At 39.0% G+C, this 15,288-nt stretch carries 13 protein-coding genes; 6 read left to right on the forward strand and 7 right to left on the reverse strand.

The genetic code is table 11. From position 1 onward, the window contains the following. Positions 1–14 precede the first annotated feature (14 nt). Positions 15–803, reverse strand: a complete 789-nt coding sequence (locus tag ACMAZA_RS03875; RefSeq protein WP_435190211.1) for an IclR family transcriptional regulator — start codon at positions 801–803, stop codon at positions 15–17. A gap of 189 nt (positions 804–992) precedes the next feature. Between ACMAZA_RS03875 and glpK the strand changes: the two genes are divergently transcribed. After that, on the forward strand, positions 993–2,492 hold the full coding sequence (gene glpK, locus ACMAZA_RS03880; protein WP_435190213.1) for a glycerol kinase GlpK: 1,500 nt from the start codon (positions 993–995) through the stop codon (positions 2,490–2,492). On the opposite strand, the gene ACMAZA_RS03885 is transcribed toward glpK, so the two are convergent. From ACMAZA_RS03885 to ACMAZA_RS03910, 6 genes are all read right to left on the reverse strand, one after another. Continuing rightward, positions 2,489–3,415: an NAD(P)-dependent oxidoreductase gene (locus tag ACMAZA_RS03885; RefSeq protein ID WP_435190215.1), complete on the reverse strand. Its 927-nt coding sequence runs from the start codon at positions 3,413–3,415 to the stop codon at positions 2,489–2,491. The genes glpK and ACMAZA_RS03885 overlap by 4 nt on opposite strands. Continuing rightward, a complete protein-coding gene (locus ACMAZA_RS03890; protein WP_435190217.1) occupies positions 3,412–4,317 on the reverse strand; it encodes a carbohydrate kinase family protein in 906 nt (301 codons plus the stop codon). The genes ACMAZA_RS03885 and ACMAZA_RS03890 overlap by 4 nt, the downstream gene beginning before the upstream one ends. A 36-nt stretch (positions 4,318–4,353) precedes the next feature. After that, on the reverse strand, positions 4,354–5,442 hold the full coding sequence (locus tag ACMAZA_RS03895; protein WP_435190219.1) for a Gfo/Idh/MocA family protein: 1,089 nt from the start codon (positions 5,440–5,442) through the stop codon (positions 4,354–4,356). Next, entirely contained in the window at positions 5,439–6,815 is a 1,377-nt protein-coding gene (locus ACMAZA_RS03900; protein WP_435190221.1) for a hypothetical protein, read from the reverse strand. Before ACMAZA_RS03900 ends, ACMAZA_RS03895 begins: the two co-directional genes overlap by 4 nt. Next, a complete protein-coding gene (locus ACMAZA_RS03905) occupies positions 6,812–7,834 on the reverse strand; it encodes a tagatose 1,6-diphosphate aldolase (protein WP_435190223.1) in 1,023 nt (340 codons plus the stop codon). Before ACMAZA_RS03905 ends, ACMAZA_RS03900 begins: the two co-directional genes overlap by 4 nt. Before the next feature lie 61 nt (positions 7,835–7,895). Beyond that, the gene (locus ACMAZA_RS03910) at positions 7,896–8,696 is read right to left on the reverse strand and encodes a DeoR/GlpR family DNA-binding transcription regulator (protein WP_435190224.1); all 801 of its coding nucleotides are present in this window, start codon (positions 8,694–8,696) and stop codon (positions 7,896–7,898) included. Between the two features lie 263 nt (positions 8,697–8,959). Between ACMAZA_RS03910 and ACMAZA_RS03915 the strand changes: the two genes are divergently transcribed. From ACMAZA_RS03915 to ACMAZA_RS03935, 5 genes are all read left to right on the forward strand, one after another. Next, on the forward strand, positions 8,960–10,210 hold the full coding sequence (locus ACMAZA_RS03915; protein WP_435190226.1) for an ABC transporter substrate-binding protein: 1,251 nt from the start codon (positions 8,960–8,962) through the stop codon (positions 10,208–10,210). Between the two features lie 84 nt (positions 10,211–10,294). After that, positions 10,295–11,350: a carbohydrate ABC transporter permease gene (locus ACMAZA_RS03920; protein WP_435190228.1), complete on the forward strand. Its 1,056-nt coding sequence runs from the start codon at positions 10,295–10,297 to the stop codon at positions 11,348–11,350. Continuing rightward, complete coding sequence (locus ACMAZA_RS03925; protein WP_435190230.1) at positions 11,347–12,780, forward strand: carbohydrate ABC transporter permease; 1,434 nt, start codon at positions 11,347–11,349, stop codon at positions 12,778–12,780. The genes ACMAZA_RS03920 and ACMAZA_RS03925 overlap by 4 nt, the downstream gene beginning before the upstream one ends. 3 nt (positions 12,781–12,783) lie before the next feature. Beyond that, entirely contained in the window at positions 12,784–13,800 is a 1,017-nt protein-coding gene (locus ACMAZA_RS03930) for an ABC transporter ATP-binding protein (protein WP_435190232.1), read from the forward strand. Between the two features lie 48 nt (positions 13,801–13,848). Continuing rightward, a complete protein-coding gene (locus tag ACMAZA_RS03935; RefSeq protein WP_435190234.1) occupies positions 13,849–15,213 on the forward strand; it encodes an 8-oxoguanine deaminase in 1,365 nt (454 codons plus the stop codon). Positions 15,214–15,288 lie beyond the last annotated feature (75 nt).

Raw genomic sequence — 15,288 nt, forward strand, 5'->3', positions numbered from 1 at the left:
AAATAATATTTCATTTAATAATTTTTTTCAGGAAAACTCCAAGCTCCAGCCTCTTTTCCAATCAATTCGGAAGTTTCTAGTAATTGAGGTTTAAATTTTTCAAGGCTTTTTAGGCTATGAATATCAATAGAACTGGTAATAGAGAGGCCACCAATCACTTTACCGCTTGATGTAAGGATAGGGGAAGAGATACAAATAATTTTTTCCTCATGCTCTTGTCTGTCAAATGAGATCCCTTCTTTTTTTATATTAGCGAGCTCTTTTCTGAGTGCTTTTGCAGTAGTAATTGTGTGCTCAGTGTATTTATGAAATGCCTGTTTAGAAATAACCTTATTTAGCTCGGCTTCGTCCAAAAATGCCATCATCGCCTTGCCAACTCCAGTGCAGTAGGCAGGTCCAACTTTACCGGCTTGCGAATACATCTCGATAGGGGAAGCTGGGTTCCGTTTGTCAACGTATAAGACTTGGCCATTGTCAAGCTCTGCCAAATGAACAGTTTCTCCAACTTTTTCAGATAAATCATCAATAAAAGGGACTGCTACTGGAGCTAATGAACTTTGAAGCCATGCCGAATGAGCCATTCTCACAAGCTTAAGCCCTAGCTTATAGGTTTGCTCTTCCTCATTATAGCTAAGCATATCTTGATTCAAGAGTGTTTGAAGCAGTCTATAGAGAGTTGCCTTTGGATACTTACTCGTTTTAAGCAGGCTAGAGAATCTAACTGGAGAACCAATTTCTGCAACCTCACTAAGAACATCTAGTGCTTTACCAACGGTACCATCGCCTCTTTTTTCGTTTGCCATAACTTTATGAACCTTATGTTTTAATCAGAATAGCTCTTTATAATAGGACTTTTAAAGCTATTTTTAAATAAATTTTAACAGATAATGTATACTACATTTTAGTAAGTTTTCAATAGTAAAACCTAGTTTCATTATTTGGAAATTCTTTTTTTTAGACTTAAATATTACTCAAATTAGAAAGAGAAAAAGATGGCAAAAAATAAACAATATATCCTATCGATTGACCAAGGTACAACCTCATCAAGAGGCGTTTTATTTGATGAAAATTATGAAATTATTTCAATAGGTCAGAATGAGTTTACACAGTTTTTCCCAGATTCTGGTTGGGTAGAGCATGACCCCGAGGAGATTTGGACCTCAACTCTTGAGAGCTGTAGGAGTGCTATTAAGCAATCAAAAATTGATCCAAGTCAAATTAGGGCGATAGGTATTACTAATCAAAGAGAAACGACTGTTGTTTGGGACAAAGAGACAGGAATGCCAATTTATAACGCCATTGTTTGGCAAGATCGAAGAACATCGGATTATTGTCAAAGCTTAAGGAGTCTTGGCCATGAGTCTTTAGTTAACCAAAAAACAGGGCTTTTGCTTGATCCTTATTTTTGTGCTACAAAAATTGCTTGGATTCTTGACAATGTTGATGGTGCTCGTGAAAAGGCAAACAAAGGTGGGCTCCTCTTTGGAACAATAGACTGCTTTCTGATGTGGCGATTAAGCAATCAAAAAATCCACTCAACAGATGCTACTAATGCCTGTCGCACCCTTTTGTATAATATTCATGAGGGCTGCTGGGATAAAGATCTGCTAGACCTTTTTAATGTTCCTGCATCAATGCTACCTGAGGTTTATGATAATGCTGCTGACTTCGGAGTAGCTGATGAGTCTATTTTTGGCTCAGAGATAGCTATTGCTGCCTCAATTGGTGACCAGCCATCGGCTCTTGTAGGCCAGGCATGCTTTCATCCAGGGATGGTCAAGTCGACTTATGGAACTGGATGTTTTGTTTTAATTAATACCGGCTATGAGCCTGTGAAGTCGAACAATAAATTACTAACTACTCTGGCTTTCCAAGTGAATGGTAAAACCTGCTATGCTCTCGAAGGATCAATTTTTATCGCTGGAGCAGCAGTTCAGTGGTTGCGTGACGGCCTTAAATTTATCGAGTCAGCAGAACAATCTGAAACGCTTGCAATGAAGGCTGATGACTCACAAGATGTCTACCTTGTCCCTGCTTTCGTAGGGTTGGGTGCTCCACATTGGGATCCAGATTGTCGCGGTGCACTTTTCGGAATGACGCGCAACACAGGACCTGCAGAAATCACAAAGGCAACGCTTGAGTCTGTCTGCTATCAAACTTCTGACTTGTTAAGCGCAATTTCAAAAGATTTAGGCGAAAGTAAGCTTAGTGCTATTAGAGTGGATGGAGGAATGGCCGCATCAAACTGGACAATGCAAATGCTTTCAGATTTAGTTGAGCTCCCGGTAGACAGGCCCAAAAACCTTGAGACAACTGCTCTAGGAGCGGCATACTTGGCTGGAATGCAGGTTGGTTTTTATCCACCCATGGATGAGTTTTCAGATTCTTGGCAATCAGAAAGTCAATTTAATTCAAAAATGAAAGAAGAGCTTAGAGCAAGAAAGTTGGCGGGATGGAAAGATGCGGTTAGGCGAACCTTGTCGAATAACTAGTCCTTCAGAAAATTAATCGTCTTTTCTGCAATGAATTGACTTACCCTGACGTTGGATTCAGTTGTGACTCCAGAATTGTGAGGAGTTAGAATACAGTTCATTGAGTTTGAGATGTGCTTGTAAAAATTTTCTTCAACTGGTTCGGAGCTGTATACATCGAGCGCAAAACCACTAATTATTTTTTCATTATAAGCGTCAAGAAGATCATTTTCATTGACAATGGATCCCCTAGACGAATTAATAATAATAGGGCTTTGCTTCATTAATTTGAATGAGCTTGAGTTGATTAAGTCCCTTGTCTGGTCTGTCAATGGAAGATGAATCGAAATGACATCGGATAGCTTAAAGAGCTCCTCTTGCTCAACAAGTGATACGTTGTGTTTAGAAGCATCTGATTCAGGCACAAAAGGGTCATAGGCAATCACCTTCGCACCAAATACTTGAGCTAATCGAGAAACTTTCTTTCCTATAACGCCAAAACCAAGAAGCCCCAGTGTCTTTCCTCCGAGCTCTCGTGATTCAATAGAGGTTCTTGGCCATTGACCTGAGGATGTTCCATCATGTGCAGTTGGTATATTTTTTAATAACGAGAGTGCGCATGTGATTACATATTCAGCAACTGAGTCTGCATTCATACCAGTTGCTGGCTGTACGATAATATTATTTCTGGAACAATACCCGGTATCAATATTATCTAAGCCAACCCCAAGCCTTCCAACAAAAGTTAATTTTTTTGCTTTTAATAGTAGCTCTTCAGTGAGCTGCGTTTTATTTCGAACTATGACTGCATCAGTATCAGCAATTAAAGAGCTTAAATGATCATGATTCTCGTGGAGACTAGTGTCATAAGTAACATCAAAATTTTGAGAAATTTTGTCAACACTGTCCTGTTCCATGAATTCTGTTATTAATACTTTTTTCATATTGGTTTAGATGGTTTAATTTGTTTAGAAAATTCGATAACTTCTTTGTTATTTGGTAAGGTTTTGATTCCACCTATTCGAGTGCATTTGAGTGTGGCACATGCGGTTGCCAGTTCAATGGCTTCTTGCGTAGTTTTGGTTTCAATAAATTTAGCAAAGGCGCCGTGAAATACATCTCCAGCGCCGTTAGTTTCTTTGACTTCAATTTTAGGAGACTCACAATGAAAAACGTTTCCATCTTCAATCCAATAAACACCTCTGTCTCCAAGCGTTACCGCATAAAACTTATTGTTTTTTTGATAAAGGCTTCTTAATGCATCAATAATTGGCATATTTTCCATATAACGGCTCAATCCGATTTCTGAAAAGATCGGATGAGAGGCCGAATTAACGACTTCATCAACCAGATTGCTGTTACTAAAATTGTCAAGGTCTACTACACAATTAATCTGGTGCTTGTTTGACTGAATAGAAACAAAGTGCGCTGCCTCAATCCAGTTGGTATCTACGAGGTATGACTGATTGCCTGAAAAGTTAAATCCTGGCAAGGTTGTTTCATTTGTGAGTTTCTTTTCGTTAAAGACGGCTAACATCCTTTCTCCCAAACTATCTTCAAATATATGACTTTGAGAAGTTTGTGCTCCTTCAACAATAATTGATTTTTCGATTGGAATGCTAGACTCAAGAAATTCTGACTTCAAGAAATCGGCAGCGTCATCACTCCCGAAACGGCCAACAAACTCAGCATCGCCGCCCAAAAATTTAATGGCAAAGCTAGCAACAGGAGCAGGACCACCAAGGCGCTTTTCAAGGCCATTTGCTATAAGTTTAATTGGCTTTTCAGGAAAACGATCAATCTTGATCACTCTGTCAAGAAAAATGGGTCCAACGCATGTAATCATCTAATTAATTTTAATGAAAATATAGAGTTATTGTTGCTAGAGGTTGAATTCACTCATTTGAACAACCCTACCTTCCTTAATTGATTGCTCTGCGGCTTCCCCAATAGCAACAGCAACTAGACCGTCATTCAGTGATACTTCTGGCTTGGTATTATTCCGAATAGCTTTGATAAACGAGGTATGCTCATAGTACGTAGATCCGTGATGGTGTCCTGCACTGTGTATTTTGGGGTCTACCGTTATATTTTCTTTTAATGCAGTTTGTTCAACTCTCATTCCAATTCTGATATCAGAGTTTGTTATTCCAGAAGCATTCGATGGTACTTCGGTCTCAATTTTTCCAATTGTGCCAACAGCACAAAGCTCCTCTTGATACTCAGAGTTTTCAGCAAACATACATATGTCAAGGAGGGCTCTTACACCATTGTCAAAGTCAACAATGACAAATGCATTATCAAGAATATCAGGCGTCATACCATCATAGGTCTCATCGAGATGGTTTACATCTTGGTTGCCACTTGCATAAACTTTGACGGGCTCACTTTTAGCAATCAATCTCATCAAATCAAAAAAATGGCAGCATTTTTCAACAAGAGTTCCTCCTGTCTTTACTGCAAATCGATTCCAATCATCAACCTTATGAAGAAATGGAAAGCGATGCTCCCTGATAGAAAGCATTTTTAAATCACCAATTGTATTATTGTGAATCTCATTGATCATTCTTTGGACAGGTGGCATATAGCGATATTCCATTGCTGTCCAAATAACGCCAGGATAGTTTTCAGCCAGTTTTTCAAATTCTTGACAGTCTTTGACAGTGGTACAAAGAGGCTTTTCAATTAAAAGATGTACCCCGGACTTCATTACATCTTTGAGTACATCGATATGAGTGAAGTTGGGAGTTGCAATGATGAATGCATTAGCAATGTTTGCCTCAATTAGATCAGTGTAATCCTTAAAAATAGCGACTTCATTGTCAAGAAGTTTGAGGCTCTCTTCAATTGATTGTTCACTAGTATCACACAGCGCAACAACCTCAGCATCTTCAATTAATTCTATGTTGAGGATGTGCTCTTGACCCATACACCCGGCACCGATAATTGCATATTTAATCGTTTCAGTCATAGCGTATATGTTGGAATATTCATTTGGTTGCCAAAATGGATAAGTTTGTCAGAAATATCACCATAAGTAAATGCCACGTGATGCTCTAAACCACCCTTAAACATCCGTTCTAATTTATCGGCACTATCTTTACCTAAATTAATGACACCTGAGGTTCCAGAGAATGAGTTAGGTCGATCAAGAACTTGTCCATTCATCACAAAGAATTGTAGCTTTCCTCTAGCCTTAGATACTCTAAAGATAGTGATTTCTCCCTCTTTGAGACTAAAGTCATGAAGGAGTGGTTTTTTTCTATTCGAGTGAATTCCAGATTTTGCTGTGCCTTCTTTAGCCATACTAATGGGGGCTAAGCCGCAATGCCAAAAAACTAAGGAATTGTCTGATTTATCAACATCAACAATGTCAACCAATAGTGAAGGGTTATTGTTCATCTGGTTAAGAATGTTGCAACTAATACCACCCAATACATCAGCTTCACAAGCACAGCTGACTTTATTTTCATTCATCATTGCCATTGGACCGCATGAGGCGCATCCATACTCAGTAAAGGTTTCAGGCCAGCAGCGGATTGCAAATGCATCAAGTTTATGCTTGTCTTTAAGGTTTTCAAGACCATGAAAGATAGAAAGGCTTTTGTCAAACTCCTCCTGGACAAGTTCCTCTGTGCCTGCAAGATAGCTTGAGACGGTGCTTTTGGTTTTAACAATTGTTTCAGCTTCAATTTCTTTGGCTTCATCAAATAAATCTTCAAGTTCAAGATCAACCAGAGAAACATTGAGTTTAGAGGTCACCTCATTTGAATCATAGTCACAGGTGTCAAATCCTTCAGGTCTTGTTCCAATAATTCCAATTGTTTGTTTGTCTATTGAATAGTCAAATTTCGCATTTTCATCAGTAATAGAAGCTATGTTCCATGAAGTTTCTTTATCATTACTTTCGCCTTTGATAAAACTATTGAAAGACATTTCATTAATCTTGTCATCCTCCTCCATAATTATAAAATCAGGCGAGATATCATTTTTAAGTAGGGAGTGCATTGCTAAATTAAGCCCACATATTGAGTTTAATCTTAATCTTCCTCCAGTTCTAGGTTCTGGAAAAGAGACAATGCATATCGGTTTTTGAATCGATATAGCAAAGTTTAAGAGAAACTTGGCGTCAGTAAAGGTTGTTTGAAAGAGAAAAATTTTTTCAAAATTATTACTTTTAAAAAAGGATAGGGCGCTTTCAGCATCACTATCATTCGTTACAAGATCATTAAAGCCAATTGCATCCGGCTTTAGAGATAGTAGAAGTGATTTTGCTTTTTCAAATTTAGACTCAGCATACTCAACATCAAAAGTCTCTCTTGCAAGTGCTAAATAACCTATCATAAAAAACCTCCAAAGTGACTACTAAGTTTTTCTGGACTGTTAATTTTAAATCCATTATTGAAGAAGGTTTCTAAAGATTTGGCATTATCAGCTGTCAATTCATTAAGTTTTTTTACATAATTGACTGAATCTTCATTTAACCCATTCTCTACTTGTTGAGTATCTGGATAACTTTTAAACGCATCAAGCCATATAGTTCTTCCTGCAAGGTAACCTGAAGCGCCATTTTTATATGCAAGCTCTAAGCACTTATAAAATGATTTTTTATCCATTCCTGAAGAAAGAACAACCCATGGTTTGTTGTTGGTTGCATCTGCAAGATCTCTAAATGCTTGCTCAGTTTCATTAGTTATTTCATTCTCGAGTTCACTACTGTCCACTGGGCTCTCAAGTTTGAAGATATCAACCTTGTACTCATCTTTTGCAAATTCTTTGACGCTATCAATGACATGTTGAGATTTTTTCAGTTTTTGCTCTTGATATTCTATGGTGTGGTTTTCGTCATCCTGGAATGGATAAACAAGTAGTTCGAGAAGAAAAGGAATGCCATACTTTTCGCACTCTTCGCCTATTCTTTTTACATATTGTTTTTGATGTTCAATAGATTCGGTTTCAGCATCAGGTCTGTACCATGCAAGAACTTTAACCGCATCACCACCAACTCTTTTAATTTTTTCAACACTCCAGTTTTGAATATTTTCTGAGAATCTTCCTCTCTTTGTCTCTATGAAGCTGTGGTCCTCAAGCGTAATAACAAGGCCTTTTGAGTTGTTGTATTGAAGCAGGTTTGATAATGAGAAGTTAGGGTCCATTAGAATTGCAGTAACGTACTTAGACAGACTCGAAGTAATGAGCTTCTTGCATTCCACGACTTCCCCATATTGATGCTCTCTGCCCTTGGCTTTTGAGATGATGTTAAAGATTGGAGGCCTCTGGTCTACTGCAAGCATTTGAAAATGTGCTGCATCAGTGCAAAGTTTTTTCAAATGAATGAGCTTGCCTAGATTTTCTATAGTCATATAATTATTAAAAGGTTAGTTTAAAGATTGTTGTGATGTAAAGTTGGTTTCCTGATTCGATTTAGCTTTCCTCTTGATCTGGTTTAGAGGCTACAACAATCTCAATATTATTGGTATTGCAAATTTTTATAATTTCGCCAGGAGGTTGAAAGTTAGTTACAAGGATATCAACCTCAGAAATGTTTCCGATGAGCATTGGCGCAGTGCTATCAAACTTAAAGTTATCTGCCACAAGGATGAGCTTTCTACAGTGATTAAATATAGCTTTAGAAACCTGCACATCTTCATAGTCAAAGTCCATTAATGCGCCATCATTATCAATAGCTGAAACCCCAACAACCGCGAAATCAACTTTAAACTGCTTAATAAATTCAGCTGTATTGAGTCCAATAACAGCAGAATCAATGTTTCGAACTTTTCCTCCAGCAAGCCAAATTTCAGCGTTATCAAATTGTGTCAAAATGTTAACGATATTAATGTCATTTGTAATTACCTTCAGATCTTTATGATTGAACAAAGACTCAGCTACCTGTTCGGTTGTTGTCCCACTAGCAGTGCTATATATATTTCCAAGAACAACGGAAGAATTATTTGGAATAATGTTGGCCACTGCATTGGCAATATCTTTCTTTTCGTCACTAGCTAGCGATTTACGTGATTTGTAACCATAATGATGTGCTTTAGAAAAAAATGCACCACCATGTGCACGCGTTAATAAATCATTGTCACAGAAGTTGTTTATATCACTTCTGATTGTTTGCTGAGTAACTTCAAATGTTTTTGCTAAACTCTCAACGCTAACATAGCCTTCCTCCTCTGCAAGAGTTAGGATGTCACGTTGTCGTTTGTTAAGTTTTTCCATAATCAATCCATTATATTATAGATTTTATTATTTATTTTCATTTATTTTCGTTTTTTTTCTTTTATTTTCAAATTAGTTGACATAGTCCAGATACTCGTATATATTTACAGTAGTTTTGGTATAAATGAAAAATATCGAAATAAGTTAAAACTACCAGTTATTCTGTGTGGTTTCCTACTAAGAGTAGACTTAAGGCATAAAATTTGCAGTTTTTGTTTTAAGAGAAAATGGAGTTATTTTTTTAATTAAATTTGGAGAGAAATATGAGAAAGAGTATTTTGTTGGCATCCTTGCTTGCCGTCTCATCATTTAGTGCAAATGCAGCAGAAATAAAGTTTGTCTGCTACCAAGATGCTAATGAGTGTGATGTCTTAGAACAGATGTCATCTGTTTGGGAGAACTCAACAGGTAATACAGTTAACTTTGAAGTGGTCGGTTATGATGTGGTTAGAGATCAACTTGAGAACCAACTTGAAGCTGGTTCAGCGCCAGACGTTGCACGTATTACAAACCTTGGTGGTCTTAATCAATACTACCTTGACCTAACACCTTATGTTGACGCTGGAGCTTGGGAAACAAACTATGGTGCAACACTTCCATGGTACAGAAAGCCATCTGGTGATAATGGAATTTACGGTTGGCAAACTCAGTTAACGGTGACTGGCCCTTATGTCAACGTCACTATGTTTGAAGACGCTGGTGTAGATATGCCAGAAGAAGGTGCTACTTGGGATGATTGGGCTGACGCTCTAAGAGTCGTGAAGTCAGAGCTTGGTCTAACATCAGGCCTTGCAATGGACAGAACTGCTCATAGATGGGCTGGTCCAGCATTTTCTTATGGAGCTAAATTCCATGAAAATGGTGTTCCTATCTTAGTAGATCAAGGCTTTAGAGACTTTGCTGAAACATTTGTTGGATGGCACGAAGAAGGCTTAATGCCTGCTGAAGGTTGGCCTGCTGGTGGTGGTACTGCTTATAGAAATGCAGCACCTCTATTCCTTGATGGAACTGTAGCTATGCACATGTCTGGGTCATGGATGCTTGGTAACTATGACGCAAACATTACTGATTTTGAGTGGAAAGTAGTTCCAATCCCTTGCGGTACTGGCGGATGTGGTGCGATGCCTGGTGGTTCAGGAGTTGTCGCATTTAACTCTTCAAAGCATCCTGAAGTTGCAGCATCTTATATTGACTTTTTGTCACAAGCTGGAAGAGCAGGATACTTTGCTGCTAATACAGGAAACATTACTGCTCACCAAGGTCTTCAGAAGGCTGGAATTGACTACTCAGGCGTAAGCCAAAGAGTTTCAGAGGGTCTTTCGACTTTTGCAGCGAATGCTGGTAAAGCCGCTGAATCAACGCCACAGGCGTACTGGTTCCAAGGCTACAACAAGAACTTTGCGATTTACGGTATTGTTCCTGACTACATAACTAAAGCAATTACTGGTGAAATGAGCCTAGATGAGGCTTTGGCGGCGATTGACGCTGACGTAGCAGCTAAGATAGCTGAATAAACATTATTCAGTTATACTAAAGTTCTAAACTTTAAGGCCGTCTCTTGAGGCGGCCTTAATTTTATTTAACATTCAACCCTGATAATGTTTGAGTCTGTTTTAAATCTTAATAGTTGGTTTCTGTTCTTTACTGCCTACCTTTTGATTGGCCTTGTGCTCTCAAAAGAGGTCTATGGTTTTGTTCCAAAACTAATGGCCAGTATTGGATGGCCAATAGAATTTACTCAAAAATTATTCGGTACCAAATCACTTCCATATTTATTTTTATTTCCAAATATTCTGATATTTGGTCTATTTACCTTCCTGCCATTGTTTATGAATTTTGGTTTCTCAGTAACCGATGGGACTAGCATAAACTTTGAATCTCGAGACTTCTCAGGTCTTGATAACCTTGCACGGATTACCCAAGAAGTTCAAATTGATACGGGCGGAATCAATGTTGAAAATGATAAGTTTAAGGCGGCTCTTTATGACACCTTTGTTTTCGTTATCCTTCAAGTTCCGATTATGATCCTTATTGCACTATTCACTGCGATTGTGCTCAATCGAGAGATCATTGGAAGGGGTTTTTGGAGAGCTGTTTTTTTCTATCCAGTGATGCTCAGCCCAGTTGTTGTTGCTTTCTTATGGACCCTAATCTTAAAGAGACAGGGAATGCTTTCTCAAACCTTGATCGATTGGAATTGGATTAGCGAACCCATTCAGTGGCTTGTTGATCCTGCATGGACCATGTTTTGGTCTATCTTCGTCTATACCTGGGCCCACATGGGCTTTTACATGCTCATACTGTTGGCTGGCCTTCAGTCAATCCCTAAGGATCTTTATGAGGCGGCACAAATGGATGGGACGTCGGAAAGAAGAGTGTTTTGGCGGATTACATTGCCTCTATTAATGCCAATTCTGTTAGTAGTGACGGTGCTATCGCTAATTAAGGCTGTTCAGGCATTCGAAGAGCTGTATGCACTCCAGGTTGGATGGATTTCTTTGGTCTCGTATATTGTCGAAAATGCTGGAATTAGGGGGCAAAAAACATTCTTTGGTTTGGGTATTGCCGCGATGGCATCTCTAATCGTAGCTCTGATTTTGATTATTCTATCTTTGCTTCAATTCTATTTAACTAGGAGACAGGTTAAGCTATGACGGATGTCATTAAATTTTTTACAAGAAGGCAAGGAAAAAAGAAAGCCAGTCTAACTGATTGGATATCTTATGGCTTTTTGTTTCTGGGCTTTTTAATTATATTTCTGCCAGTTCTGTGGCTCGTGATGAATTCTATCAAGTCGCAATTCCTGCTTCAAAAATACGACACTAATTTCCTTCCTATGGATTATGAGCGAGTTGCAAGAGCGACAACATATGGTCCTGATGGAAAAGAAATTTTAATCATGAAAGACCTTGAGCCATGGGTCATGTTTTGGAAGAATTTAGATGATGAAGAGCGAGCAGAAAAGGATGTTGTCAGCTACATTAAAAATTTTACAGGGAATGAGTACTACGCACTAAGGTCACATTTTGGATTAGTCTCGGTCTTTGCGAAAGACTTGATAGCCAATCAAAATCTACCTGAATGGCTTATTAAATACCCCAGCATGTTTCCTAGTGCAAAAAAAGATTATGACCCACAGTCCATAGTCGACACTTTAAACGATGAAGATGCTAGATTGCTATCTGAATACCTTGGACTTAAGCCATATAAAGGTAATGGATTCACTGCTCAAATTTTGGTCTCTATGCCAGACCCTGAGACAGGAGAGCTCATTGAGTATTCGGTTAGTAGAATCAATCCTACGAAGGAGACAGTGAATGCAAGACTCGTGTCGAATCCAAAAGGAGGAATTACAAAACTTCCTCAGAACGAGATCATTATCAATAAGAGCCTGAAACCTTCATGGATAAACTATACGGACCCACTTACCAACAAAGCTCTAGGAAGCTTCGATGCTGTCAGATGCCTAAATAACTCTGTATTCGTCACAATTGTTGCCACTATCATTACGCTTCTTATTAACTCGATGGCCGCTTTTGCGCTGTCAAAGTATCGCTTTAATGGCCAGATTGTATTCTTTGTTATTATCTTGGCAACTCTAATGGTTCCGGCTTCTGTTCTGATTGTTGGCATCTTTAAAATGGTTACCATGACGGGACTATCAGGCTCTCTCTGGGGGGTTATTATTCCAGGGGCTGCAACACCCACCGGGGTCTTCATGTTGCGGCAGTATATGCTCACAATTCCAGATGAGCTGTTAGAGGCTGCCAGAATGGATGCAGCTAGTGAATGGACCATCTATTGGCGCATTATATTTCCATTAGCGCTCCCAGCTATTGCCGTATTGGGTATTCTCTCAATCATATGGCGATGGAATGATTTGATTCTCCCCATGATAGCCGTTTCGACAACAAAAGCTGCCTACACCATTCAGCTTTGTTTACTGGACTTTAATGGTGAGTATCTAGCTCGAGAGCACTATGCATTGGCAATGACCGTTGTGAGCTTGATTCCAACAACGCTAGTCTTTGTGTTTCTTCAAAAGTACATTACAACAGGTATTGCCTCAACAGGCATGAAATAAATTATGGCAAATCTTAAACTAATTGATATTAAAAAATCTTACGGCAAAACCGAAGTCATTCATGGGCTCGATCTTGAAGTTCTTGATGGCGAATTTTGCGTCTTGGTTGGTCCTTCGGGTTGCGGTAAATCAACTCTTCTTAGAATGATAGCGGGGCTTGAGGCTATAACGGAAGGCTCAATATTGATAAATGATGAAAAAGTTAATGATGTATCGGCTGCCAAGAGGGGTCTTGCCATGGTTTTTCAGTCCTATGCTCTATACCCGCACATGACAGTTCGTCAAAACCTTGCTTTTGGCCTTGAAAATCTAAAACTAGATAAAGATGACATTGAGCAGAGGATTAATAAGGCTGCGAATCAGTTACGAATGGAGGACTACCTTAAAAGAAGGCCTGGTCAGCTCTCAGGTGGCCAGAGACAGCGTGTTGCAATTGGAAGGGCTATCGTAAGAGAGCCATCAATCTATCTCTTTGATGAGCCATTGTCTAATCTAGATGCTGAGCTGCGTGTTGCAACACGAGTTGAGCTCAAAGCGCTCCATGCAAGGCTTGGTAATACCATGATCTATGTCACCCATGACCAAGTTGAAGCGATGACTATGGCCGATAAAATTGTAGTCATGCATGATGGCATCATTGAGCAAACAGGTTCTCCGCTAGATTTATACAATAAGCCAGCCAATTTGTTTGTTGCAGGCTTTATTGGGTCGCCAAAAATGAATTTTTTAGATAGCTTTTCGTTACCAGAAGACATTAAAAAGCTTGCTCCAAAGGGTGCAAAAACTTTTGGTATTAGGCCTGAGCACTTAAAAATTCAGGATCAGAACTCTCTTCCTCTTGACGTTAAAACTGTTGAACAATTGGGCTCTGATAGTTACCTTTACGGCGCAACTATAGACAACCAAGAAATATCAATCAAGCTTAATACTCAAACCAGCATCAAGAGCGGTGAGTCTATCAAGGTTGGTTTTGATAAAGATAATACTCACTGGTTTGATGAAAAAGGAGTTTCTCTTTAATTTTTGATTGTGTATCATCGTTTTATTTAGTTTACATTCAGACCTTATATGAGCTCTAAAACTCAATCAATAGTTTGGATCAAAAAGCCTTTGGCAGTCTTCGCAGAGAATGCTGAAGTGGGTGTCGTTATTCAAGGTGAAAAAATCTTAGAATTGGTGCCGCAAGGTCAAAGCCCTAAAAGTCAAATTGATGAGGTTTATGATGCTAGTGACAGTGTTTTGCTTCCTGGACTCATCAATACGCATCACCACTTTTATCAGACTCTTACTAGAGCTTACCCTGAGGCATTAAATAAAGAGCTTTTTCCATGGCTCAAGAGTCTTTACAAGGTCTGGGCAAATATTCAACCTGAAATGATCTCAGTATCAACTGAACTAGCATTATCAGAGCTCTTGTTGTCGGGTTGCACTACAGCAAGTGACCATCATTATCTTTTCCCAAGTCAGCTTGAAAGCGCTATTGATATTCAGGTTGAGGAAGCTAAAAAATTAGGAATGCGAGTTGTTTTGACGAGAGGCTCCATGAGTCTGGGTGAGAAAGATGGAGGTTTGCCTCCCCAGTCTGTTGTTCAAACTAAAGAGCAAATTCTATCTGATAGTGAGCGTCTCATTAAAACTCATCATGACAAAAGTGATGGCGCAATGATTCAAATAGCTCTTGCTCCATGCTCTCCTTTTTCAGTAAGCACTGACTTAATGATTGAAACTGCTGAGCTTGCAAAGCAGCATGATGTTAGGCTTCATACTCATCTTGCAGAGACGATAGATGAAGAAAATTTTTGTTTAGAAAAATTTGGACTAAGAACCGTTGACTACCTTGAAAGTGTGGGATGGTTGTCTGATCAAACTTGGCTAGCTCATGGCATACATTTTAATAAAGAAGAGATACAAAAATTAGGCCAGGCGGGTGTTGGTATTTGCCACTGTCCAACCTCTAATATGATGCTGGCTTCTGGTATATGCCATAGCCTCGAGCTTGAAGAAGCTGGCTCTATTATTGGTCTTGGTGTAGATGGTTCTGCCTCGAATGATGGCTCTAATATGATTGCTGAGTTGAGACAAGCAATGTATTTACAGCGACTTCGTTATGGCGCATCTAAGATTACCCACCAAAAGGCTTATCATTGGGCTACTAAAGGCTCTGCTGCGCTTCTGGGAAGAAATGATATTGGTGAGATTGCAGTGGGTAAACAGGCAGATTTAGCACTATTTAAGCTTGATGAAATGAGGTTTTCCGGTAGTCATGATGCTTTAGCGGCGTTACTACTTTGTGGTGCACAAAAGGCAGATAGGGTTATGGTTGCTGGAAACTGGAAGGTTGTTGATGGTTGTATTGTTGGTCAAGATAGTTCCGAATTAATTAGTCGTCATAGCGATGCAGCTAAGCAATTACGCCAGCTGTCGAGCATATAACTTTTTTCTTAAAGTGGTCATTGACTTGCCATATGGAGTTATTTATAATCTAAACTTGAATATTGTTACATAAAT

The sequence above is a fragment of the Pseudothioglobus sp. nBUS_23 genome (assembly GCF_051201565.1).
GTDB lineage: Bacteria > Pseudomonadota > Gammaproteobacteria > PS1 > Pseudothioglobaceae > Pseudothioglobus.

Bases quoted from the DNA above. Each gene is read 5' to 3' on its own strand.
- ACMAZA_RS03915 (WP_435190226.1), top strand. From the start codon at position 8,960: ATGAGAAAGAGTATTTTGTTGGCATCCTTGCTTGCCGTCTCATCATTT.
- ACMAZA_RS03885 (WP_435190215.1), bottom strand. From the start codon at position 3,415: ATGAAAAAAGTATTAATAACAGAATTCATGGAACAGGACAGTGTTGAC.
- ACMAZA_RS03905 (WP_435190223.1), bottom strand. From the start codon at position 7,834: ATGACTATAGAAAATCTAGGCAAGCTCATTCATTTGAAAAAACTTTGC.
- ACMAZA_RS03890 (WP_435190217.1), bottom strand. From the start codon at position 4,317: ATGATTACATGCGTTGGACCCATTTTTCTTGACAGAGTGATCAAGATT.
- ACMAZA_RS03875 (WP_435190211.1), bottom strand. From the start codon at position 803: ATGGCAAACGAAAAAAGAGGCGATGGTACCGTTGGTAAAGCACTAGAT.
- ACMAZA_RS03920 (WP_435190228.1), top strand. From the start codon at position 10,295: ATGTTTGAGTCTGTTTTAAATCTTAATAGTTGGTTTCTGTTCTTTACT.
- glpK (WP_435190213.1), top strand. From the start codon at position 993: ATGGCAAAAAATAAACAATATATCCTATCGATTGACCAAGGTACAACC.
- ACMAZA_RS03925 (WP_435190230.1), top strand. From the start codon at position 11,347: ATGACGGATGTCATTAAATTTTTTACAAGAAGGCAAGGAAAAAAGAAA.
- ACMAZA_RS03930 (WP_435190232.1), top strand. From the start codon at position 12,784: ATGGCAAATCTTAAACTAATTGATATTAAAAAATCTTACGGCAAAACC.
- ACMAZA_RS03895 (WP_435190219.1), bottom strand. From the start codon at position 5,442: ATGACTGAAACGATTAAATATGCAATTATCGGTGCCGGGTGTATGGGT.
- ACMAZA_RS03935 (WP_435190234.1), top strand. From the start codon at position 13,849: ATGAGCTCTAAAACTCAATCAATAGTTTGGATCAAAAAGCCTTTGGCA.
- ACMAZA_RS03910 (WP_435190224.1), bottom strand. From the start codon at position 8,696: ATGGAAAAACTTAACAAACGACAACGTGACATCCTAACTCTTGCAGAG.
- ACMAZA_RS03900 (WP_435190221.1), bottom strand. From the start codon at position 6,815: ATGATAGGTTATTTAGCACTTGCAAGAGAGACTTTTGATGTTGAGTAT.